This is a genomic window from Haloleucobacter ellipsoideus, assembly GCF_052491725.1.
In genome coordinates this window covers 281,010-298,804 of sequence record NZ_JBQWAR010000019.1, presented here as the reverse complement: position 1 = coordinate 298,804, position 17,795 = coordinate 281,010, and the positions used below count along the sequence as shown (strand labels likewise).

The following is a 17,795-nucleotide window of genomic DNA, read 5'->3' as shown; positions in this document are numbered from 1 at the left end:
GCTGGGAATGATCCTGCATGGAGGGCAGGTGCGCGGCAAGGGCAGATGCGCAACCGGGTGCGCAGAGGCGCGCACCCATCCTCTTATGGGGTCAGCCGGCGTTGTTTCCGCCGCCGAAAGCATTCCAGTTGGTGTTCTGCAGGGGCGTATTTGCCAGAACCTTGCTCTGGAACAGCTCCGCAAGCTCCATCATCTCCGTATTCCAGGCGAGCGTGGACTGCTGGAGATAGGCCATTTCACGGGTCAGGATATTGGCCGGGTTCTGTTCGCGGGAAAGATCGGTCAGGAACTGCACCTGATCCTGCGCGCAACGGCCAAGAAACGACTGGAAATGCGCCGCCATCGCGACAGGACAGTCAAAATAAACGGCCTTGAGCGTGTTTGTGGGCCATGCCGTCGGCGTGGAATTCGTGGTCCACATGCGGGTCAGGTTCTGGAAAAAAGGTGTCTGATCCATGGGTGGGTCTCCTTTTGTGCAGCCGGAGCAGGCTGCATTCACCCTGAGTGTGTTATGTTTTGAGTGAGTATCCGAGAGAATCCGGAATATAAGTTTGAGCCATATCAAATTGTGGCTGACAGGTCCTCCGGCTGTTTTTTTAATTTACCACATATGGTGTAAGTTCTTATAATGAAAAGGACTTGCGCATGAGGCGATATGACGCTTCCCGGCGTAAGGTTTAAATGGAATCCGGTGCGGGCCTGAGTGTCCGCCATATGTGGAGGGAGCAGATGAGCCAGTTGCCGCGTGGCTTCTACAAGGTGCGCATGGAGCTTGCCCGCGAGAAGAGCTATCCTGAAGGCTCGCGCGAATATGGCTACACATTCACCCTTCCGCTGAAGGAGGATGGAAAGATCGATCCGGAGCAGTGGCACGAGCACCGTGACACCTGCCGGGTGGTGAAGTTCCGTCCTGACGAGAAGGATGAAATCGGCCATCTGGTGCGCCGCCCCGGCGGGAGCTGGGCTTTCCGCTATGATGTGGCGGGCGATGATGATGATGAGCCCGGCTATCGCTTCGGTGATGAATCCTTTGTCGTCGGAGAATATATTTCCGTAAAGGAAGATGAGGAGATGCACACCTATCGCATCATCTCTGTCGAGCCGGAGTGAGTGTGCATTAAAACCCTCCGGGGCCATCTGTTTGCAAGGAAGGGCGCCATGTGGCGCCCTTCTGTCATTTCAGGGCAGGTGGTGGCGGGGCAGCCCGCTCAGCCCTCGTGGTTATCGGCCACGAACTGGTTGAGGAAGCGCACGCCCCATCCCGAACCCCAGCTGCGATTGGTATCGGTGGAGGGGGAGGACATGGCGGTGCCGGCAATGTCCACATGCGCCCACGGGGTCTCGCCCACATAGCGCTGGAGGAACTGGGCCGCGGTGATGGAGCCGCCAAAGCGCCCGCCGGTGTTCTTCATGTCGGCGAACTTGCTGTCGATCATCTTGTCATAGGCAGGTGCCAGCGGCATGCGCCAGACCTTCTCGCCGCTGGTATCGCCAGCCGCGAACAGGGCCCCGGCCAGTCCGTCATCATTGGAGAACAGGCCCGCATATTCCTGCCCCAGCGCCACCAGAATGGCGCCTGTCAGGGTCGCGAAATCAACCATCAGCTTCGGCTTGAAGGTCTCATTGGCATACCAGAGCACATCGGCCAGCACGAGGCGGCCTTCCGCATCGGTATTGATGATCTCGATGGTCTGGCCGGACATGGAGGTGACAATGTCTCCGGGGCGCTGGGCCGCGCCATCGGGCATGTTCTCCACCAGACCGATGACGCCGACCGCATTCACCTTCGCCTTGCGTGCGGCCAGGGCATAAAGGGTGCCGGTGACGCAGGCGGCTCCGCCCATGTCGCCCTTCATGTCTTCCATGCCGGCGGCGGGCTTGATGGAAATGCCGCCAGTGTCAAAGGTCACGCCCTTGCCGATGAAGGCGAGCGGGGCCTCGCCCTTCTTGCCGCCATTCCAGCGCATCACCACAACACGGCTTTCCTTGATGGACCCCTGGCCTACAGCCAGAAGCGCGCGCATTCCAAGCCTGGCGAGCGCGTCCTCGTCCAGCACCTCGATCTCGACACCAACAGTGGACAGGCGTTCCTGCACGCGGCGGGCAAATTCCGGCGGGTCCAGCACATTGGCGGGCTCGTTGACGAGATCGCGGGCCAGCACCACCCCGTCCGCCACAGCCTCCCGGGCGGCCCATGCCTTGCGGGCCGCGGCCTCATCGCCGGCGAGCAGGTGAATGTCGAGGCTCTCGCGGGCCGGCTCATCCTTCTTCCGGGTCTTGTAGCGGTCAAAGGCATAGCTGCGCAGGCGCAGGCCCAGCGCCAGTTCGGCTGCATCCTCGGCCGCGATGGGGCCGCCCGGCAGTTCCAGCAGAATGCTGGCCTCTTCGGCGCTGGCGGGAATGCGCCCGGCAATGATTCCGCCAAGCTTCACCCAGTCCGCGCTCTTCAGTTCTGAGGTCTTGCCGGTGCTGACGACAATCAGGCGCGGCGCCTGAAGGCCGGCGGGCGCCAGCACATCAACGCATGTGAACGCCTTGCCCTTGAAGCGTTCGGCATCAAATGCGCGGGTGAGCGCCGCATCGGCCGCCTTCAGCACCTTCTGCGTCCCGGGACCAAAGGCCAGAGTCTCGTCCGTGAGCACGATCAGCACCCCCTTGGGTGCGGCGGAAAGCTTGGAGAACGAGAGGTTCACAGTTTCGGACATGCGAGGCTCCAGAGCACTGAGGATGGGAATGACCGGTTTGTCGTTTCCCGCTCACGGCGTGCGATAGTGGGTGGACGGTTACGCGAAGATCGCGTCAAAATCCTGGACGCGGGTTTGGTCCCGGCAGCCAGAATATAGGCACGAAGGGGAAAAGATTCACGCGCACACGGTTGCGCGCACGCAGTTTCGTCCTTCCGCCTTGGCTTTGTAAAGCTGCTGGTCTGCTTGCATCATCATATGCGTGAAGGACAGGCGCGGATTTTCCGTATATGCGATTCCGGCGCTCACCGTGAAACGCACCAGATCCTCTCCCGCTTCCACACACTCCCCGGCCATGGCCAGACGGATCCGCTCGGCAATCTGCAACGCTTCGGGAGGAGAGGTGTGGGCGATGATCACCAGAAACTCCTCTCCGCCAATGCGCGCGACAAAATCCGTGTCGCGCAGATGGCGGCTGATCACCTGTCCGCAATGGTGGATGACCACATCGCCCACCCCATGGCCATATGTGTCATTGATCTTCTTGAAGCTATCAATATCGATGACAAACACGGCGCATTTCGCAAGGCCGAACCTGAAGCTGCTTTTCAGCCGGCTTTCCAGCCCCATCCGGTTGGGCAGCCCTGTCAGCGCATCGCACAGCGCCATCTGGCGCAGCTCCACCGCACTTTGCTCATAGGCCATGGACAGGGAGAACGCCCCCGAGGCTACAATGTGAATGGCCGCGGAAAAAAGATGCGCATGCAGAAAGGCATCCGCCGGCAGCAGGCTGCTCATGCCCTGATCGAGCATCCAGCCCTGCGTTGCACGGATAGCGGAGGTGATGAAGACAATGCCATAGGCCGCTGCCAGCCCCCAGCGTGAGGGCAGATCCTGAGCCCGTTCCGAGACCAGCGCATAGATGATGATGGCTATTTGCAGGGAGATGACGATATTCACCCCGCTGAAGGCCACGCCGGTGCCGATCCTGTTCTCAAGATACAGCAGGCAGAAAACCATGACAGTGAAGATCGACGGAAGCAAATAGGAGGGGCGATGTCCGAAAAAGACCCTCACCGACTGCCAGCGCACGCCCAGCCCGAGAATGATGAGGCAGTTGGGAAGAAGAAGAGCCCTGTATTCCGCATCGATCAGCCATGAAAACATGATGAATGCGATGGAGAAGAGGATGTTCGAGATGGTGAGCGCGGCCCAGTAGGCGCGGTTGCTTTGTCCGCACCAGGCGAAAATATAGGTCACCGCGAATACGGCAAGGGAAACTGCATTGACCAGGAAGAGCGTGGATGCATCCAGATGATTGGTGAGATCCATTTGTTCTTGCCCTGAAAATTTGCGGATCAGGTGATCTGCAGCTCCATTGGCGAACTGAAAGGCTGGTGATGTTCGTAAAAGGGCGTTGTGCAGGTCTGCGTCTGGGTGAATGTCTGGGGCAGGTTAAGAAAAAGCCGCGGTGCGTTTAGCAACCGCGGCTTGAAAGCTCAATTAGCAGCCCCATGCGGGGTTGTGAAGCATCACTCTGCGGATGCATCCTCGGCCGGCGCAGCAGCGGCGGCAGCCTTGTCGGCCTTCTCCTGCGCGCGCTCCTTGGCCTTGTCGCCGGGCTCACCCTTCTTCGGGTTGTTGCGGGCGTCGCGCTTCAGCAGGCCGGCAGCGTCCAGGAAGCGGGCGACGCGATCGGTCGGCTGCGCACCCTTTTCGAGCCAGGACTTGGCCTTCTCAAGGTCCAGAACCACGCGGTTCTCGGCATCCTTGGCCAGCAGCGGGTTGAAGGAGCCGATACGGTCGATGAAGCGGCCATCGCGCGGGGCGCGGGCATCAGCCACAACGATACGATAGTAAGGGCGCTTCTTGGCGCCGCCGCGGGAGAGGCGGATCTTCAGGGACATCGGATTTTCCTTATGTTCAATGTCTTGAATGTGAGGTTCTGGAAAAGCTGGTGAAAGGCACCAGCCCTATTTCTTCTTTCCGGGGCCACCCAGACCGGGAAAGCCCTTGGGCAGGCCGGGAAGCCCGCCCGGAAACTTGGAGGGCAGCCCCCCGCCGGGCAGGCCGGGAAAATTGGGGGGCAGGCCGCCGGGAGGAAGCCCGCCGGCACCGCCCATCTTCTCGGCCATGTCCTGCAGCATTTCGGGCGATGGCGCACCGCCCTTGAAGCCCATCATGCTGGCAAGGCCGGCCAGAGGCCCGCGCTTGCCCGCCTTGCCGCCCATGGCCTTCATCACATCCGCCATCTGGCGGTGCATCTTCAGCAGGCGGTTGATCTCTTCCACCTTCGCGCCGGCACCGGCCGCGATGCGGCGCTTGCGGGAAGCATCCAGCAGCTTGGGGTTCGCGCGCTCTTTCGGTGTCATGGAATTGATGACAGCGACCTGACGCTTGAACACCTTGTCATCGAGATTGGCAGAGGCGATCTGGTTCTTCACCTTGGCGACGCCCGGCAGCATGCCCATGAGGCCGCCAAGACCGCCCATTTTCTGCATCTGCAGAAGCTGGTCGCGCAGGTCCTCAAGGTCGAATGCGCCCTTGCGCATCTTCTCGGCGGTGCGCTTGGCCTTCTCGATATCGAGATTCTCGGCGGCCTTTTCGACAAGGGCGACGACATCGCCCATGCCGAGGATGCGACCGGCAACACGCTGGGGATCGAAGTCCTCCAGCGCATCCATCTTTTCACCGGTACCGAGCAGCTTGATCGGCTTGCCGGTCACCGCGCGCATGGAAAGCGCTGCACCGCCGCGGCCATCACCGTCCGCACGGGTGAGCACAATGCCGGTGAGGCCGACGCGCTCATCAAACGCCTTGGCGGTGTTCACCGCATCCTGGCCGGTGAGGCTGTCGGCCACCAGCAGCACTTCATGCGGGTTGGCGACGGCCTTGACCTCGGCCACCTCGGCCATCAGCGCCTCATCGAGCGTGACGCGACCGGCGGTGTCGAGCATCACGACATCATAGCCGCCGAGGCGCGCGGCATCGAGCGCGCGCCTTGCAATCTGTACCGCGCTCTGGCCCGTGATGATGGGCAGGGTGGAAACGCCCACCTGCTGGCCAAGGGTTGCCAGCTGCTCCATCGCCGCCGGGCGGCGGGTGTCGAGCGAGGCCATCAGCACCTTGCGCTTGCCGCGCTCGGTCAGCCGCTTGGCGATCTTGGCCGTTGAAGTGGTCTTGCCCGAGCCCTGAAGGCCGACCATGAGAATGGGCAGCGGGGCCGGGGCGTTGAGATCAATCGGCTGGGCGTCGGAGCCAAGGGTGGCGACCAGTTCATCATGAACCAGCTTCACCACCATCTGGCCCGGGGTCACGGACTTGATGACCTCGACACCAACGGCGCGCTTGCGCAGCCTGTCGGTGAAGGAGCGCACCACATCCAGCGCCACATCGGCCTCGATGAGCGCCCGGCGCACCTCACGCATGGCTTCGCCGACGTCAGCCTCGGTAAGAGCGCCGCGCCGCTTCAGCTTGTCGAGTATGCCGCCAAGGCGGTCTGAGAGGGTATCGAACATGGCTGCCCGTCTGTTTCGGTTTCACTGGAGACGCACCATAGCGCTTCGCACCCGCCAGAAGGCAACGCAAAACGCGCCCGAGGGCGCATAGCGCTGTCGGGCGGGAACCTCCGGGCTCTCGGCCCGGGCGGCGGAATCGGCATGGCCGTCCTGTGAAGGCGCGTTGCTTACCAGTTTTGCCTCACTCTGGCAATTGGCGCGGGAAGAGGTTTCAGGCCGAAATGCCGGAACTGACCAGTGCCGCCGCCAGAATGCCCAGCCAGCAGGCTGCCGCGCGACGCAGAACCGGGGGCAGGGCGGCATCCCGTCCGCGCCGCAGCATGGCGCCGCCGGCGGCCCAGATGGTGGCCACGGCAATTATGGAAACGGCAAAGACCCCCACATTCAGGGCAAGATGGCCCGGAGCCTCCTGCGGCAGGAGCGTGAGGCCGATAATCAGCGCCTTGGGGTTCAGAAGAGTGGTGATGAAGACACGACGTGCCGTGACAGCCCCCGCCAGGGAACCGGATGTCTCCACCCGCCACAGTTTCACCGCCAGGAATGCGACCCATGCCGCCGCCGCGAATTTCACCAGCCGCGCCACCTCCGGCCACTGGCCGAGCAGCTCCGCCCCCACCACCGCCAGCGGTATGGTGACCAGCAGATAGGCCGCCACTTCCGCAGGAATGAGCCGGAGAGAGCGTTTCAGCCCCACGCCCGCGCCGGAAAGCGCCAGAAGCGTGTTGGTGGGGCCGGGGGTGAGCAGCAGCGCCCAGATGGCAAATGTGAATGCGTAGAGGTTCAACGGTCCATCCTGATTGCGGCCTGTCCCGCACGCAGGGGCGCGTGACCAGGCCCTCTGAAGAAGCTCTAATCTGCTGCGGCATGCGAGAAAAGGGCGAAGGTGTCGCAGGCAGATGGATGTTTGCGCCGCAGGCGCGGAGCAGGTTGCTCAGGGCGCCTGACCCGGGCCCGCCGGCCCTGAAACCTGCCCGCTGGCGGAGAAGCTGCATCCGGGGGCTCTTCCCCTGTGGGCGCAAAATGCTCTAGACCATGCCAGATACAGGAGATGACGCATGGCCGAGAACAATCAGCTCACACGCTTTTTTGGCGGCTCGCCCATATGGGTGATTGTGCGCCTGGTGGTGCTGTGCGTGGTGGTGGGCGTTATTCTGGCCGCTCTGGGGCTGGACCCCATGAATATTTTCACCAGCCTTGAACGGCTGGTGCGGAGCCTGTTCTCCTTTGGGTTCGATGCGGTTGGGCGCCTGTGGAGCTATTTCCTGCTGGGCGCGGTGATCGTGATTCCGCTGTGGCTCATCATGCGTATTGCCAACGCCCGGCGCTGAGGTTTGCCCATGCATGCGCCGGTGGAAGGGGTAACGCACCGCCGGGTTCTGGCCATCGCCCTGCCGATGACGCTGGCGCATCTGACAACGCCGCTTCTGGGCATTGTCAATGCCGCGGTGGTGGGGCGGCTGGGAGATGCGGCCCTGCTGGGTGGCGTGGCGCTGGCTGCCGTCATCTTTGACATGCTGTTCTGGGTCTTCGGTTTCCTGCGCATGGGCACGGTGGGGCTGGTGGCGCAGGCCATCGGCCGCAATGATGAGGTGGAGCGGCGCGCGGTTCTGTTGCGCGCCTTCATCATCGCCGCCGGGGCGGGCCTTGCCATGGTGGCCTTGCAGGTGCCCATTCTGATGGTGGCCCTGAAGCTGGCCGGAGGCAGCGCGGATGTGAATGCCGCGGTGGCCGACTATTTCCATGTCCGCATTTTCGCCGCGCCGTTCAGCCTTGCGAATTACGCCATTCTGGGCTGGTTGACAGGGCAGGGATATACAGGGCGGGCGCTGGCCCTGCAGGCGGGCATGAATGCGCTGAACATGGCGCTTTCCGCTATTCTGGTGCTGTGGGCAGGCTATGGCGTGGCCGGCGCCGGGCTCGCCGCGCTGGTGGGTGAGGTTCTGGGGGCGGTCGTGGGTGTGGTGCTGTGCGCCCAGCTTGTCGGCTTTTCCTTCTCCGTTCCGCGCAAGGACCTGCTGGACCGGGCGCGCCTGCTGCAAACCGTGATGCTGAATGGCGATATTCTCATCCGCACCGCGGCGCTGATGTTCGCCTTCTTCTTCTTCGCGGCACAGGGCGCGCGGGCGGGAGACACCACACTGGCCGCGAACAGCCTGTTGCAGAATATGGGGCTGCTGGCTGTGTTCTTTCTGGATGGCTTTGCCACTGCGGTGGAGCAGATTTGCGGCTCTGCCGTGGGCGCGCGCCGGCGGGCGGATTTTGTCAGGGGGATCCGGCTGGGCTTGTTGTGGGGCGCGGGCTGCGCTTTGGCCGCCTGCATGCTGTATCTGGCCATCGGCCCCATGATCATCGATTTCATGACCACCAGCGTGGATGTCCGCCTGGTTGCGCGCGAATATCTGATCTATGCGGCCCTTCTGCCTGTGGCGGGTGTGGGCGCATTTGTGTTCGATGGGGTGTTTATCGGCGCGCTGTGGTCCCGCGATATGCGAAACATGATGCTGCTGGCGGTGTGTCTTTATGTCGTGGCGTGGTGGTTATTGCTGCCCCTTGGCAATCACGGCCTGTGGCTGGCGCTGGTGCTGCTGTTCTTTGCCCGCGGGCTTTTTCTGCTGCTGCGCCTGCCGGGCCTGATGCGACGCACCTTTGAACCTGCGCCCTGACAGCCTCATTCCATGGCGGGAAAAATGTGGGCGCCATCTTCTCCCAGCGGCAGCTCTTCAATCCACGCCACGGCGGAGAGGGGCAGTGCGGCATAAAGATGGGGAAACAGCGCGCCGCCGCGGGATGGCTCCCATTTCAGCGCCGCCCCCAGCGCGGTTGTTTCAACCGCGATCAGCCTGAGATTGTTCTGCCCGGCAAAGTGTTTCGCCGCTGTCTCCCGCGCCTGTGCAGCGGTGGAAAAATGAATATAGCCATCCGCATGGTCGACAGGAGCGCCCTCGAAGACGCCGGCCGCCTCGGCCTGTGCCCATAATGGGGCGGGGCAGATCTTGTAAATCAGGCGGGTCGGGGTCAGGGGCTTGTCTGTCATGGGCTGAACTCCGCATAGGGCCACTCCTCTTAGAAGGTGAGGCGGGGGAAATCCATGCCAAGCTGACAGTGGACAGGACTAAAATCCTGTACAAATCGGGAACATATTCTTATAAATGTGGCGACACACAGGATGACGCACACGGAAAATGGCATGTCGACACTGACCCACAGCCAGATCTGGCGTGCACTGGACCATCTGGCGCAGGAGCGTGGCCTTTCGGTGTCCGCCCTTGCGCGGCAGGCGGGGCTTGACCCCACCACCTTCAACCGTTCCAAGCGCATTACGGCGGATGGGCGCCTGCGCTGGCCCTCCACAGAGAGCATCGCCAAGGTGCTGGCCGCCACCAATACCAGCGCGGAGCGCTTCTTCACCCTGTTCCAGCCCTCCGCAGCATTGCATGAGCATATTCCCGGCTTTTCCGAGGATCCGGCACCGCTATGGGGCGAGCTGCCGGAAGGCTTGCCGGTTCATGCCATGCAGCGTGCCATTCCGCAGATCGGCTTTGCGCAGGCGGGGAATGGCGGCTTTTTCGATGATGCCGGCTTTCCTGTCGGCACAGGCTGGGATGAGGTTCATTTCCCTGATGTCGAGGATGAAAACGCCTATGCGCTGGAGATCGCGGGCGATTCGATGTTGCCGGTGTTCCGGGATGGTGATGTGGTGGTCGTTTCCCCCGCCGCTTCCATCCGGCGCGGTGACAGGGTGGTGGTGAAGACCCGGGAGGGGGAGGTTCTGGCCAAGGAGCTGGCGCGCAAAACCGCCCGCCATGTGGAGTTGCGCTCCCTTAACCCCGCTTATGAGGACCGGCAGATCCCGATCGACCGGCTGGAGTGGATGGCGCGCATTATCTGGGCCAGCCAGTAGGCCTCGGCAGGGGCGGGAAGAGGGATCAGGAAGAGGGCAGGCGGGCCTGAAGGGGGGCAAGCTGGTCTGCCGCCATGGGCGGGGTTTCCGGCAGCGCCGCGATGATTCTGGGATGGCGCAGGGTCAAGCCGCTGCGGTGGCGTGCGGAGCGGGCGAGCCCCTCATGGGCGATGCGCAGAACAAGCCCGCTTTCCGCCTCATGCCGCACCTCCCGCACCGGGCCGAAACGGTTGATGGTGGCCGTGCGGGTATGATGGGCAACCGCTGCGGCGGGGTCTGCTGAGGTGGAAGCTTGCGTTTCCGGCAGGGTTGCCTTGCCTACGGGCACCAGCATGTCTCCCTCCTCACCCCGCGCCCACAGGCCAAATGTGCACAGCATGCCCGCGCCCGGAACATGCTGCACATATAACAGCACGGCATCCAGAGTTTCGGCCCTGTGTTTCCACGCATGCCAGTGAGGCTCGGCAGTGGAGGGCGCGTATGGGCTTTGCCGGTGCTTCAGCATGATGCCGCTGATTGCCTCGGGCAGGGGCGGTGCATGGTAGTGGCGCGCCAGTTCCGCCCAGTCCGAGAAGTCCAGGGCGGGTGACAGGCTCAGATAAGGGGATGAACTGTGCTCCACCATGGCGGCCAGTCGGCTCCGGCGGTGGTGAAGCGGGGCCGGGCGCAGATCCTCCCCTGCCTCGCTCAGCAGGTCAAAGGCGCGCAGATGTGCGGGAAAATCAGCCCGCAGCTTTGCCGAGGGGCGCTTGCGGTTCAACCGGTGGCGTAAATCCTCCGGCGGGCGGGGCAAGTGACCCGGCCTGTCGTTCCACACAAGCATGAGCTGGGCATCAATCGCCCCATCCCGTGGCAGCAGCGCCTGAAATTCGGGGAAGGCGGTGGTGATGTCTTCCCCCTCATGGGTATGGAGACGGGAGATTCTGCCTCCATCCGGCCCGGTTTCCTGCACCAGAAGCACACGCAGGCCGTTCCACTTCCATTCGGCCAGAAACTCCTGCGCCACAAGCCTTGCGCTGTTCTGTTCAAGCCATGGGACAGCGCTTTTGAGGGGCTGGAAGGCGGCAAGGCGCGAGGGCGCGGGGCGCGGGGCACCTTGCTCCAGCCATTCCAGCAGACCGGGATATGGAGGCTCCAGCCGGGGCCAGATGCGTTCCAGTTCATCCGCCTTGTCCGGGGCCATCAGTTTGAGAGCACCCAGCGCAAGCCGTGGCCCGTTTTCCAGCCTCAGGCCGCCGGTAACAAGCCTCAGAAGCGCCCAGCGGCCCAGATCATCCAGATCATCCAGCCGCGCGGCCAGCCAGGAGGGGAGGTCTGGCTTGGGAAGCTGCGCAAGCGCGGAGGTGATGTCCATGAGTTCCGGCGATGCGGGCGGGGCTTCCCCATTCTGTGGCCAGATCAGTGCGATTGTCTCTGGCAGATCCCGCACAAAATCCTGTGACAGCCGGAGCAGTGCCGGGTCCACGCGCGTGCCGATCAGGGTGCGCAGCTGGGCCGGGCTGATGCGGGGCAGGGTGACCTCTCCCGCCAGCAGGGCCAGGGCATGGCCGCGCGCCGGATCATCCCTCTGGCGCAAATAGTCTGCGACCAGCCGGATGCGCGCCGATTCCTCCGGCTCACTGGAAAGCCGGTCCACAAGGGCTGCGAAGCGGTTCATGGTTTGTCAGCCATCCCATGCCTGCGGCAGGCGGGCAAGAAAAATGGCGCGGGGCGCGGGGAAGGCCAGGTGAAAAATATTCAGAAAGCGTGGAACCGGATGGAGTGCCGGGCGTTGACGGGGAAAGGCCGCTACGGCCCAAAGCCAGAGCAGCGGAGGGAAGCATGCCACATTCATCTCGAGAACCCGCCAATGCGGGGGATACGCCGCCCGGAATGCAGCAGGAAGACAAGTTGCAGGGCCTTTCCAGATGGGAGAGAGAGCGCATTCGCAGCCGGGCCTTTGCCCTGTGGCGCGATGCCGGGTTTCCCCATACGCAACGGCGTGACCATTGGGGCCTTGCACAGTTACAGGTCCTGAAAAACGATCCGGCAGCAGGCATATCCTGACCTGCAAAAGGAAACGGGGCCCTCAGGCCCCGTTTCTCATATCAGCTTGCTTCCGCCAGCAGGGACAGCTGGTGCTCACCCGCCGAGCACGCCTTGTCCGTGAGCGGGGTGGGGTAGTCCCCGGTGAAGCAGTGGTCCGTGAACTGCGGATGCACCGGGTCCCGCCCCTCAAAGCCCATGGCGCGATACACGCCCTCAACTGTCAGGAACGCCAGTGAATCCGCGCCGATATAGCGCCGCATGCCTTCCAGATCATGGGTGGCGGCGAGCAGCTTGTCCCGGTCCGGGGTGTCGATGCCGTAATAGTCCGGGTGGGTGATGGGCGGAGAGGCAATGCGGAAATGCACTTCCCGCGCGCCAGCCTCACGCATCATCTTGACGATCTTGACCGATGTCGTGCCCCGCACGAGGCTGTCATCCACCAGAACGATGCTCTTGCCTTCCACAACCGAGCGGTTGGCGGAATGCTTCATGCGCACGCCCTGGTCTCGAATGGACTGGGTGGGCTGAATGAAGGTGCGGCCCACATAGTGGTTGCGGATGATGCCCAGCTCATAGGGAATGCCGGCAAACTGGGAAAACCCGAGCGCGGCCGGCACGCCGGAATCCGGCACGGGCACGATCACGTCTGCATTGGCGGGCGCTTCCTGCGCCAGCACCTCACCGAAGCGCTTGCGAACCTGATACACCGAGCGCCCGCCGACGACGGAATCCGGCCGGGCGAAATAGATATATTCGAAGATGCAGGGGCGCGGGGCCATTTCCGGGAATGGCTTGTAGGAATTGACGCCATCCTCGTCGATCACCACCACTTCGCCATTCTCGATATCGCGAACATAGCGCGCGCCGATAATGTCGAGGGCGCAGGTTTCCGAGGCAAGGATGGGAGAATCATCCAGCATGCCCAGCACCAGCGGACGGATGCCGAGCGGGTCACGCGCGCCGATCAGCTTCTTGTTGGTGAGCGCCACCAGCGAATAGGCGCCTTCCAGCGAACGGATGGCATCGATGAAGCGGTCAATGAAGCGCGGCTTCTTGGAACGGGCCACCAGATGCAGGATGACTTCCGTATCGGTGGTGGACTGGGTGATGGCGCCATCCCGCACGAGCTGGCGGCGCAGGGACAGGCCATTGGTGAGATTGCCATTGTGGCCGACAGCAAAGCCGCCCGCATCCAGCTCCGCAAACAGGGGCTGGACGTTGCGCATCAGCGTTTCGCCGGTGGTGGAATAGCGCACATGGCCCACGGCCATCGGGCCGGGCAGGCGGTCGATCACCGCCCCATCGGAGAAGGCATCGCCCACAAGGCCAAGACGCCGCTCGGAATGGAAGCGCTTGCCATCGAAGCTGACGATGCCGGCAGCCTCCTGTCCGCGATGCTGGAGGGCATGCAGGCCGATCGCCGTAATGGCGGCGGCATGGGGGTGATTATAGATGCCGAAGACACCGCATTCTTCACGCAGGCGATCGCCATCGAGGTCCAGATCCAGACTCTCCGTCACGCTGTCACGCGTCATCATGCTCTCGCCTGCGTTGGGTTTGTCGCCTTCGCGCTCGTTTTTCATCACGCACCTCCGCCCGGACGGCCTATTGGCCGGCGCCGCGCGTGCTTTCCAGAAGTTGGTTCAGGCCACGCTGGTCCGGAACGGGAGCGTTCCCGTTCTGCGGGGCAGGCGTTTGCCCGGTTGGTGTGCCATTCGCTCCGGTGGCTTCTGTTGCGCCATTGGGAGCAGATGGCATCTTCAACTTGTTCAAGATGGTGTTTTCCGGGTCTTCCGGCAACTGTGCAATCAGCCAATCGCCGATGCTTTGCAGGGTGGGACGTGATTTTGCATCCAGCACCCATGTCGGCTGGGTCTTTACAGGCACCAGCCAGTTGAAGAACAGGAAGGCGACTACCATCAGCAACAGGCCGCGGGCCAGGCCAAAGGCAAAGCCGAGGGTGCGGTCCAGCGCGCCGATTCGGCTGTCCAGCACGAGATCGGAGATGCGGGCGGTGATGATGGAGGCGATCAGCAGGGTGCCAAGGAACAGCAGGGCGACCGTCGCGGCGGTCGCGGCCATCTCCTGGGAGATATATTGCTGCACGAAGGGCAGGGTCTGCTTGTAGAAATAGACAGTAACGGCGGCCGCGGCGACCCAGGACAGGATGCTGAGGACTTCCCGCAGGAATCCACGCACCATGGCAAGGATTCCAGATATCAGCATGACTGAGATCACAATGATGTCGAGCAGTGTGATTGGCATCAGTACAGGGTTCCGTGGTCTGTGTGTGACGCGATGCGCCGGGCAGGCGGTACAGGGGCATATGGCCTGCCGCGCGCTGTCATATAGCTCGCCGGCCGTGTCTCGTCATCCTTCCCTAGCGCGGGATGTGGCGTTTGTGTGAATCGCGGGCATAGCCGCCGCCTGATGAAGAGATGGACAGGCAGGATGAGGAGTGTGTCTATCCCATTGTTCTGACAGCCAAAAACAGGGTTGCGTGGATGCTGTTGTGATCCTGTCAACCCTGCTATGCATTGTTTTCATCTGGTTGCGGATCTCTTGTGCCCGAATGCTTCACCTGACGTGGGCCATCGTCACGCGATTTTGAACGGCGCGGGGCCTGCGCGGCGATGCTCGCGACAAGCTGGGCGAGGGACGAGACGGCATTCAGCTCCACCAGCCCATCCGCGCCATCATTGCTGCCGGCCGGAATGACAGCGCGGGCGAAGCCGAGTTTCGCGGCCTCCTTCAGGCGGGCAGGTGTCTGCGAAACGGGGCGCACGGCGCCGGTGAGGCTGGCCTCGCCAAAATAGACCGCATCGGCCGGCAGGGGGGCGCCCGTAAGGGATGAAACCAGCGCCGCCGCCACGGCAAGGTCTGCCGCCGGCTCGCCAATGCGCAGGCCGCCGGCCACATTGAGATACACATCATGCCCGCCCAGACGCACGCCGCAGCGCGCATCCAGAACCGCCAGAACCATGGAGAGGCGGGCCGGGTCCCAGCCCACCACGGCGCGGCGCGGCGTGCCGAGGGAGGAGGGGGCAACCAGCGCCTGAATTTCCACCAGCACGGGGCGGGTGCCCTCCATGCCGGCAAAGACAGCGGTGCCCGGCGCACCCAGATCACGATTCGAGAGGAACAGTTCGGAGGGGTTGGCAACCTCGCGCAGGCCACCGCCCGTCATTTCGAACACGCCGATTTCGTCCGTTGGGCCAAAGCGGTTCTTCTGCGCGCGCAGAATGCGGAACTGGTGTCCGCCATCGCCCTCGAACGAAAAGACGGCATCCACCATATGTTCCACCACACGCGGGCCGGCAATCTGCCCATCCTTGGTGACATGGCCGACAAGAATGACACACGCCCCGGCCTGCTTGGCATAGCGCACCAGAAGCTGGGCGGATGTGCGCACCTGCGTGACTGTTCCGGGGGCGGATTCCACGCTGTCCGACCACATGGTCTGGATGGAATCGATCACCACGAACTGCACCGGCGGCCCGGAGGCGAGGGTGGCGAGAATGTTCTCGGCATTGGTTTCGGCGGCAAGCCCCACATCCGCCTGGGCAAGGCCAAGGCGCTGGGCGCGCATGCGCACCTGATCCACCGCCTCTTCGCCCGAAACATAGATGACGCGCTGTCCGCGTTGCGCCAGAGCGGCTGAGGCCTGCACCAGAAGGGTGGATTTGCCAATGCCCGGATCCCCGCCAATCAGCAGGATGGAGCCGGGCACGAAGCCGCCACCGGCCACCCGGTCGAGCTCCCCGATTCCCGAGATCAGCCGGGGGGCGGCCTCGCCCGCGCCTTGAAGGCTTTGCAGGGCCACCGCGCGCCCCTTGCGGCTGGCGCGCTGGGCCGCGGGAACACTGGCGACAACGGCGGTTTCTTCCGAAACCGTATTCCACGCGCCGCACGCGTCACACTTGCCCTGCCAGCGGGAATAGACCGCGCCGCAGGACTGGCACACAAAACTATGATCACGCTTGGCCATGATGCGCTGTTGTTACGGCATCAGACCGTTTGAACGCAACTCCATGGCCTTGTGCACGGCGCGGGTTTTTCCCGCACCATGCTCCGCCCTCAGGCGCTGAGGCGGGTGATGGCCTGCGGGGCCAGACGCGGAAGCGGGGCTGCCGCCGCATCACCAGATGCATGGGCTGAGGAAAGCTCCGCGGCCAGAACCGCATGCAGGGCCGAAAGACGGGCGGCGCGCTCACGCTCCTTTTCCTGCAGCAGGGCCAGCGCAGCGGTGAGAACCGCATGCGGCCCCTCATAGCGCCCGGAGGAGACGAGGCTCTCCACAAGGTTCTGGTGTTCTGGCAAAAGCGCGGTCTGGTTCGCCATGGGTCCTCTCCGGCCGGTGAGAGAGCCGAGGGTGCGGATCAGGCGCACCCCGCGGCTCTGCGGTCATCAGATTTCACCTCAGGCTGCACCTGTTCTGGTTTCCAAAACCTTTATGGGTGTTCGCTTTTGGCGGGAGAGTGTTCAGGGCGCAAGGTAATGGCGCTGATAGCGCGCCCCAAGGGAGGTGAGTACCTCATAACTGATGGTGCCGGCCTTCTGCGCCAGTTCGTCCACATCTATGCACGCACCAAGGAAAATCGCGCCCATGCCACGGGCGACGGCATCTTCCGGCAGATCCGTGATGTCGACCGCGCACAGATCCATCGAGATGCGGCCGACAAGCGGGCAGCGCTGATCGGCGATAATGACCTGTGCGCCCTTGCGCGCGTCGGTGGAGCCGGCGGCGCGGAACAGGCCATCCGCATAACCGATGTGAAGGATGGCAAGGCGGCTGTCGCGCCGGAGATGTTCGGTTGCCCCATAGCCGACACTCTCGCCCGCCTTCGCATGACGGACCTGGATCACCGGCGCCTCAAGCCGCACCACCGGCCGCAGCGGGGGGGCATGCTCGATGGCCCGGCCGCCATACAGCAGGATACCGGGGCGCACGAGATCCATATGATAGGAGGCATCAAGCTGCGTGCCGGCGGAATTGGCGAGGGAGGCCCTCACATCCGGGAACAGCCGGGTGACAGCAAAAAACCTGTCGCGCTGGATCGGGGTAAGAGGGTGGTCCGGTGTATCGGCGCAGGCCAGATGGGTCATGATGAGGCTGGGCGTGAAGCGCAGCCCCGCGCGTTCCTGCGCGATATGCGCCGCCTCCTCCAGCGAGAGGCCGAGGCGGTTCATGCCGGTATCCACATGGAGAGCGGCGGGGAGATCCGCCTTCATGCTGCGGCACAGGCTGCTCCATTCGCCGATTTCCGGCAGAGAGCCGAGAACGGGGCGGAGCTGATGGGTGGCAAATTGTGCTGTTGTCCCCGGCGGCAGGCCATTGAGCACATAAATCACCGCTTCCGGCAACAGGGCGCGCAGGGTGATGGCCTCAGCCAGATGCGCCACGAAAAAGGTGCGGGCACCTGCCAGCCACAGGGCCGGTGCAACCTGCCCGATACCAAGACCATAGGCATTGGCTTTCACCACCGCTGAACATTCGGCCGGGGCGACGCGGGCGGCGATCGTTTTCCAGTTCTCGACAATCGCCCCCAGATCGATGGTGAGCCGGGTGCGCGTGTCGTGAAGGTCCTGCGGGGCGGGCTGGGTCTGCGCTGTTTGTGCGGCCGTCATGTTTCTCTCCGGGGGAGGCGGATTGTCGCCCGCCGC

At 63.3% G+C, this 17,795-nt stretch carries 18 protein-coding genes; 5 read left to right on the top strand and 13 right to left on the bottom strand.

Annotated features, from left to right (window positions below):
- Positions 1 to 91: 91 nt before the first annotated feature.
- Positions 92 to 457, bottom strand: a complete 366-nt coding sequence (locus ACT6QG_RS11480) for a hypothetical protein (RefSeq protein WP_444977699.1) — start codon at positions 455 to 457, stop codon at positions 92 to 94.
- A 272-nt stretch (positions 458 to 729) separates the two neighbouring features.
- Between ACT6QG_RS11480 and ACT6QG_RS11475 the strand changes: the two genes are divergently transcribed.
- Positions 730 to 1,110: a hypothetical protein gene (locus ACT6QG_RS11475; protein ID WP_444977698.1), complete on the top strand. Its 381-nt coding sequence runs from the start codon at positions 730 to 732 to the stop codon at positions 1,108 to 1,110.
- Between the two features lie 98 nt (positions 1,111 to 1,208).
- Here ACT6QG_RS11475 and ACT6QG_RS11470 read toward each other — a convergent pair whose 3' ends face one another.
- The 5 genes from ACT6QG_RS11470 to ACT6QG_RS11450 form a co-directional block, all read right to left on the bottom strand.
- Positions 1,209 to 2,705 (bottom strand): leucyl aminopeptidase, encoded by a 1,497-nt coding sequence (locus ACT6QG_RS11470; RefSeq protein WP_444977697.1) that lies wholly within the window; start codon positions 2,703 to 2,705, stop codon positions 1,209 to 1,211.
- A gap of 156 nt (positions 2,706 to 2,861) precedes the next feature.
- Positions 2,862 to 4,016: a GGDEF domain-containing protein gene (locus tag ACT6QG_RS11465; RefSeq protein WP_444977696.1), complete on the bottom strand. Its 1,155-nt coding sequence runs from the start codon at positions 4,014 to 4,016 to the stop codon at positions 2,862 to 2,864.
- A gap of 200 nt (positions 4,017 to 4,216) precedes the next feature.
- The gene (gene rpsP, locus ACT6QG_RS11460) at positions 4,217 to 4,591 is read right to left on the bottom strand and encodes a 30S ribosomal protein S16 (RefSeq protein WP_444977695.1); all 375 of its coding nucleotides are present in this window, start codon (positions 4,589 to 4,591) and stop codon (positions 4,217 to 4,219) included.
- 66 nt (positions 4,592 to 4,657) lie between these two features.
- On the bottom strand, positions 4,658 to 6,202 hold the full coding sequence (gene ffh, locus ACT6QG_RS11455; RefSeq protein WP_444977694.1) for a signal recognition particle protein: 1,545 nt from the start codon (positions 6,200 to 6,202) through the stop codon (positions 4,658 to 4,660).
- Between the two features lie 211 nt (positions 6,203 to 6,413).
- Positions 6,414 to 6,986 carry a hypothetical protein gene (locus ACT6QG_RS11450; RefSeq protein WP_444977693.1) on the bottom strand — a complete coding sequence of 191 codons (573 nt, stop codon included), beginning with the start codon at positions 6,984 to 6,986 and terminating at the stop codon, positions 6,414 to 6,416.
- Between the two features lie 271 nt (positions 6,987 to 7,257).
- On the opposite strand from ACT6QG_RS11450, the gene ACT6QG_RS11445 reads away from it, so the two are divergent.
- The gene (locus tag ACT6QG_RS11445) at positions 7,258 to 7,530 is read left to right on the top strand and encodes a DUF6460 domain-containing protein (protein ID WP_444977692.1); all 273 of its coding nucleotides are present in this window, start codon (positions 7,258 to 7,260) and stop codon (positions 7,528 to 7,530) included.
- Between the two features lie 9 nt (positions 7,531 to 7,539).
- A complete protein-coding gene (locus tag ACT6QG_RS11440) occupies positions 7,540 to 8,865 on the top strand; it encodes an MATE family efflux transporter (protein WP_444977691.1) in 1,326 nt (441 codons plus the stop codon).
- A 5-nt stretch (positions 8,866 to 8,870) separates the two neighbouring features.
- Here the strand turns inward: ACT6QG_RS11440 and ACT6QG_RS11435 are convergent, their stop codons facing one another.
- A complete protein-coding gene (locus ACT6QG_RS11435) occupies positions 8,871 to 9,236 on the bottom strand; it encodes a DUF952 domain-containing protein (RefSeq protein ID WP_444977690.1) in 366 nt (121 codons plus the stop codon).
- A gap of 153 nt (positions 9,237 to 9,389) precedes the next feature.
- Between ACT6QG_RS11435 and ACT6QG_RS11430 the strand changes: the two genes are divergently transcribed.
- Entirely contained in the window at positions 9,390 to 10,103 is a 714-nt protein-coding gene (locus tag ACT6QG_RS11430) for a S24 family peptidase (protein WP_444977689.1), read from the top strand.
- A gap of 25 nt (positions 10,104 to 10,128) precedes the next feature.
- Here ACT6QG_RS11430 and ACT6QG_RS11425 read toward each other — a convergent pair whose 3' ends face one another.
- Positions 10,129 to 11,760, bottom strand: coding sequence for a cisplatin damage response ATP-dependent DNA ligase (locus ACT6QG_RS11425; RefSeq protein ID WP_444977688.1), 1,632 nt, complete (start codon positions 11,758 to 11,760; stop codon positions 10,129 to 10,131).
- Positions 11,761 to 11,924: 164 nt separating this feature from the next.
- Between ACT6QG_RS11425 and ACT6QG_RS11420 the strand changes: the two genes are divergently transcribed.
- Positions 11,925 to 12,149, top strand: coding sequence for a DUF2934 domain-containing protein (locus tag ACT6QG_RS11420; protein WP_444977687.1), 225 nt, complete (start codon positions 11,925 to 11,927; stop codon positions 12,147 to 12,149).
- Between the two features lie 41 nt (positions 12,150 to 12,190).
- Here ACT6QG_RS11420 and purF read toward each other — a convergent pair whose 3' ends face one another.
- The 5 genes from purF to alr all read right to left on the bottom strand — a co-directional run bounded on the left by purF (position 12,191) and on the right by alr (position 17,759).
- Positions 12,191 to 13,669 carry an amidophosphoribosyltransferase gene (gene purF / locus ACT6QG_RS11415; RefSeq protein WP_444977798.1) on the bottom strand — a complete coding sequence of 493 codons (1,479 nt, stop codon included), beginning with the start codon at positions 13,667 to 13,669 and terminating at the stop codon, positions 12,191 to 12,193.
- A gap of 67 nt (positions 13,670 to 13,736) precedes the next feature.
- On the bottom strand, positions 13,737 to 14,396 hold the full coding sequence (locus ACT6QG_RS11410) for a CvpA family protein (protein ID WP_444977686.1): 660 nt from the start codon (positions 14,394 to 14,396) through the stop codon (positions 13,737 to 13,739).
- A 265-nt stretch (positions 14,397 to 14,661) separates the two neighbouring features.
- Entirely contained in the window at positions 14,662 to 16,119 is a 1,458-nt protein-coding gene (radA, locus tag ACT6QG_RS11405) for a DNA repair protein RadA (protein WP_444977685.1), read from the bottom strand.
- A gap of 89 nt (positions 16,120 to 16,208) precedes the next feature.
- Positions 16,209 to 16,472 (bottom strand): type II toxin-antitoxin system ParD family antitoxin, encoded by a 264-nt coding sequence (locus ACT6QG_RS11400; RefSeq protein WP_444977684.1) that lies wholly within the window; start codon positions 16,470 to 16,472, stop codon positions 16,209 to 16,211.
- A 141-nt stretch (positions 16,473 to 16,613) separates the two neighbouring features.
- Entirely contained in the window at positions 16,614 to 17,759 is a 1,146-nt protein-coding gene (alr, locus tag ACT6QG_RS11395) for an alanine racemase (RefSeq protein WP_444977683.1), read from the bottom strand.
- Positions 17,760 to 17,795: the final 36 nt, after the last annotated feature.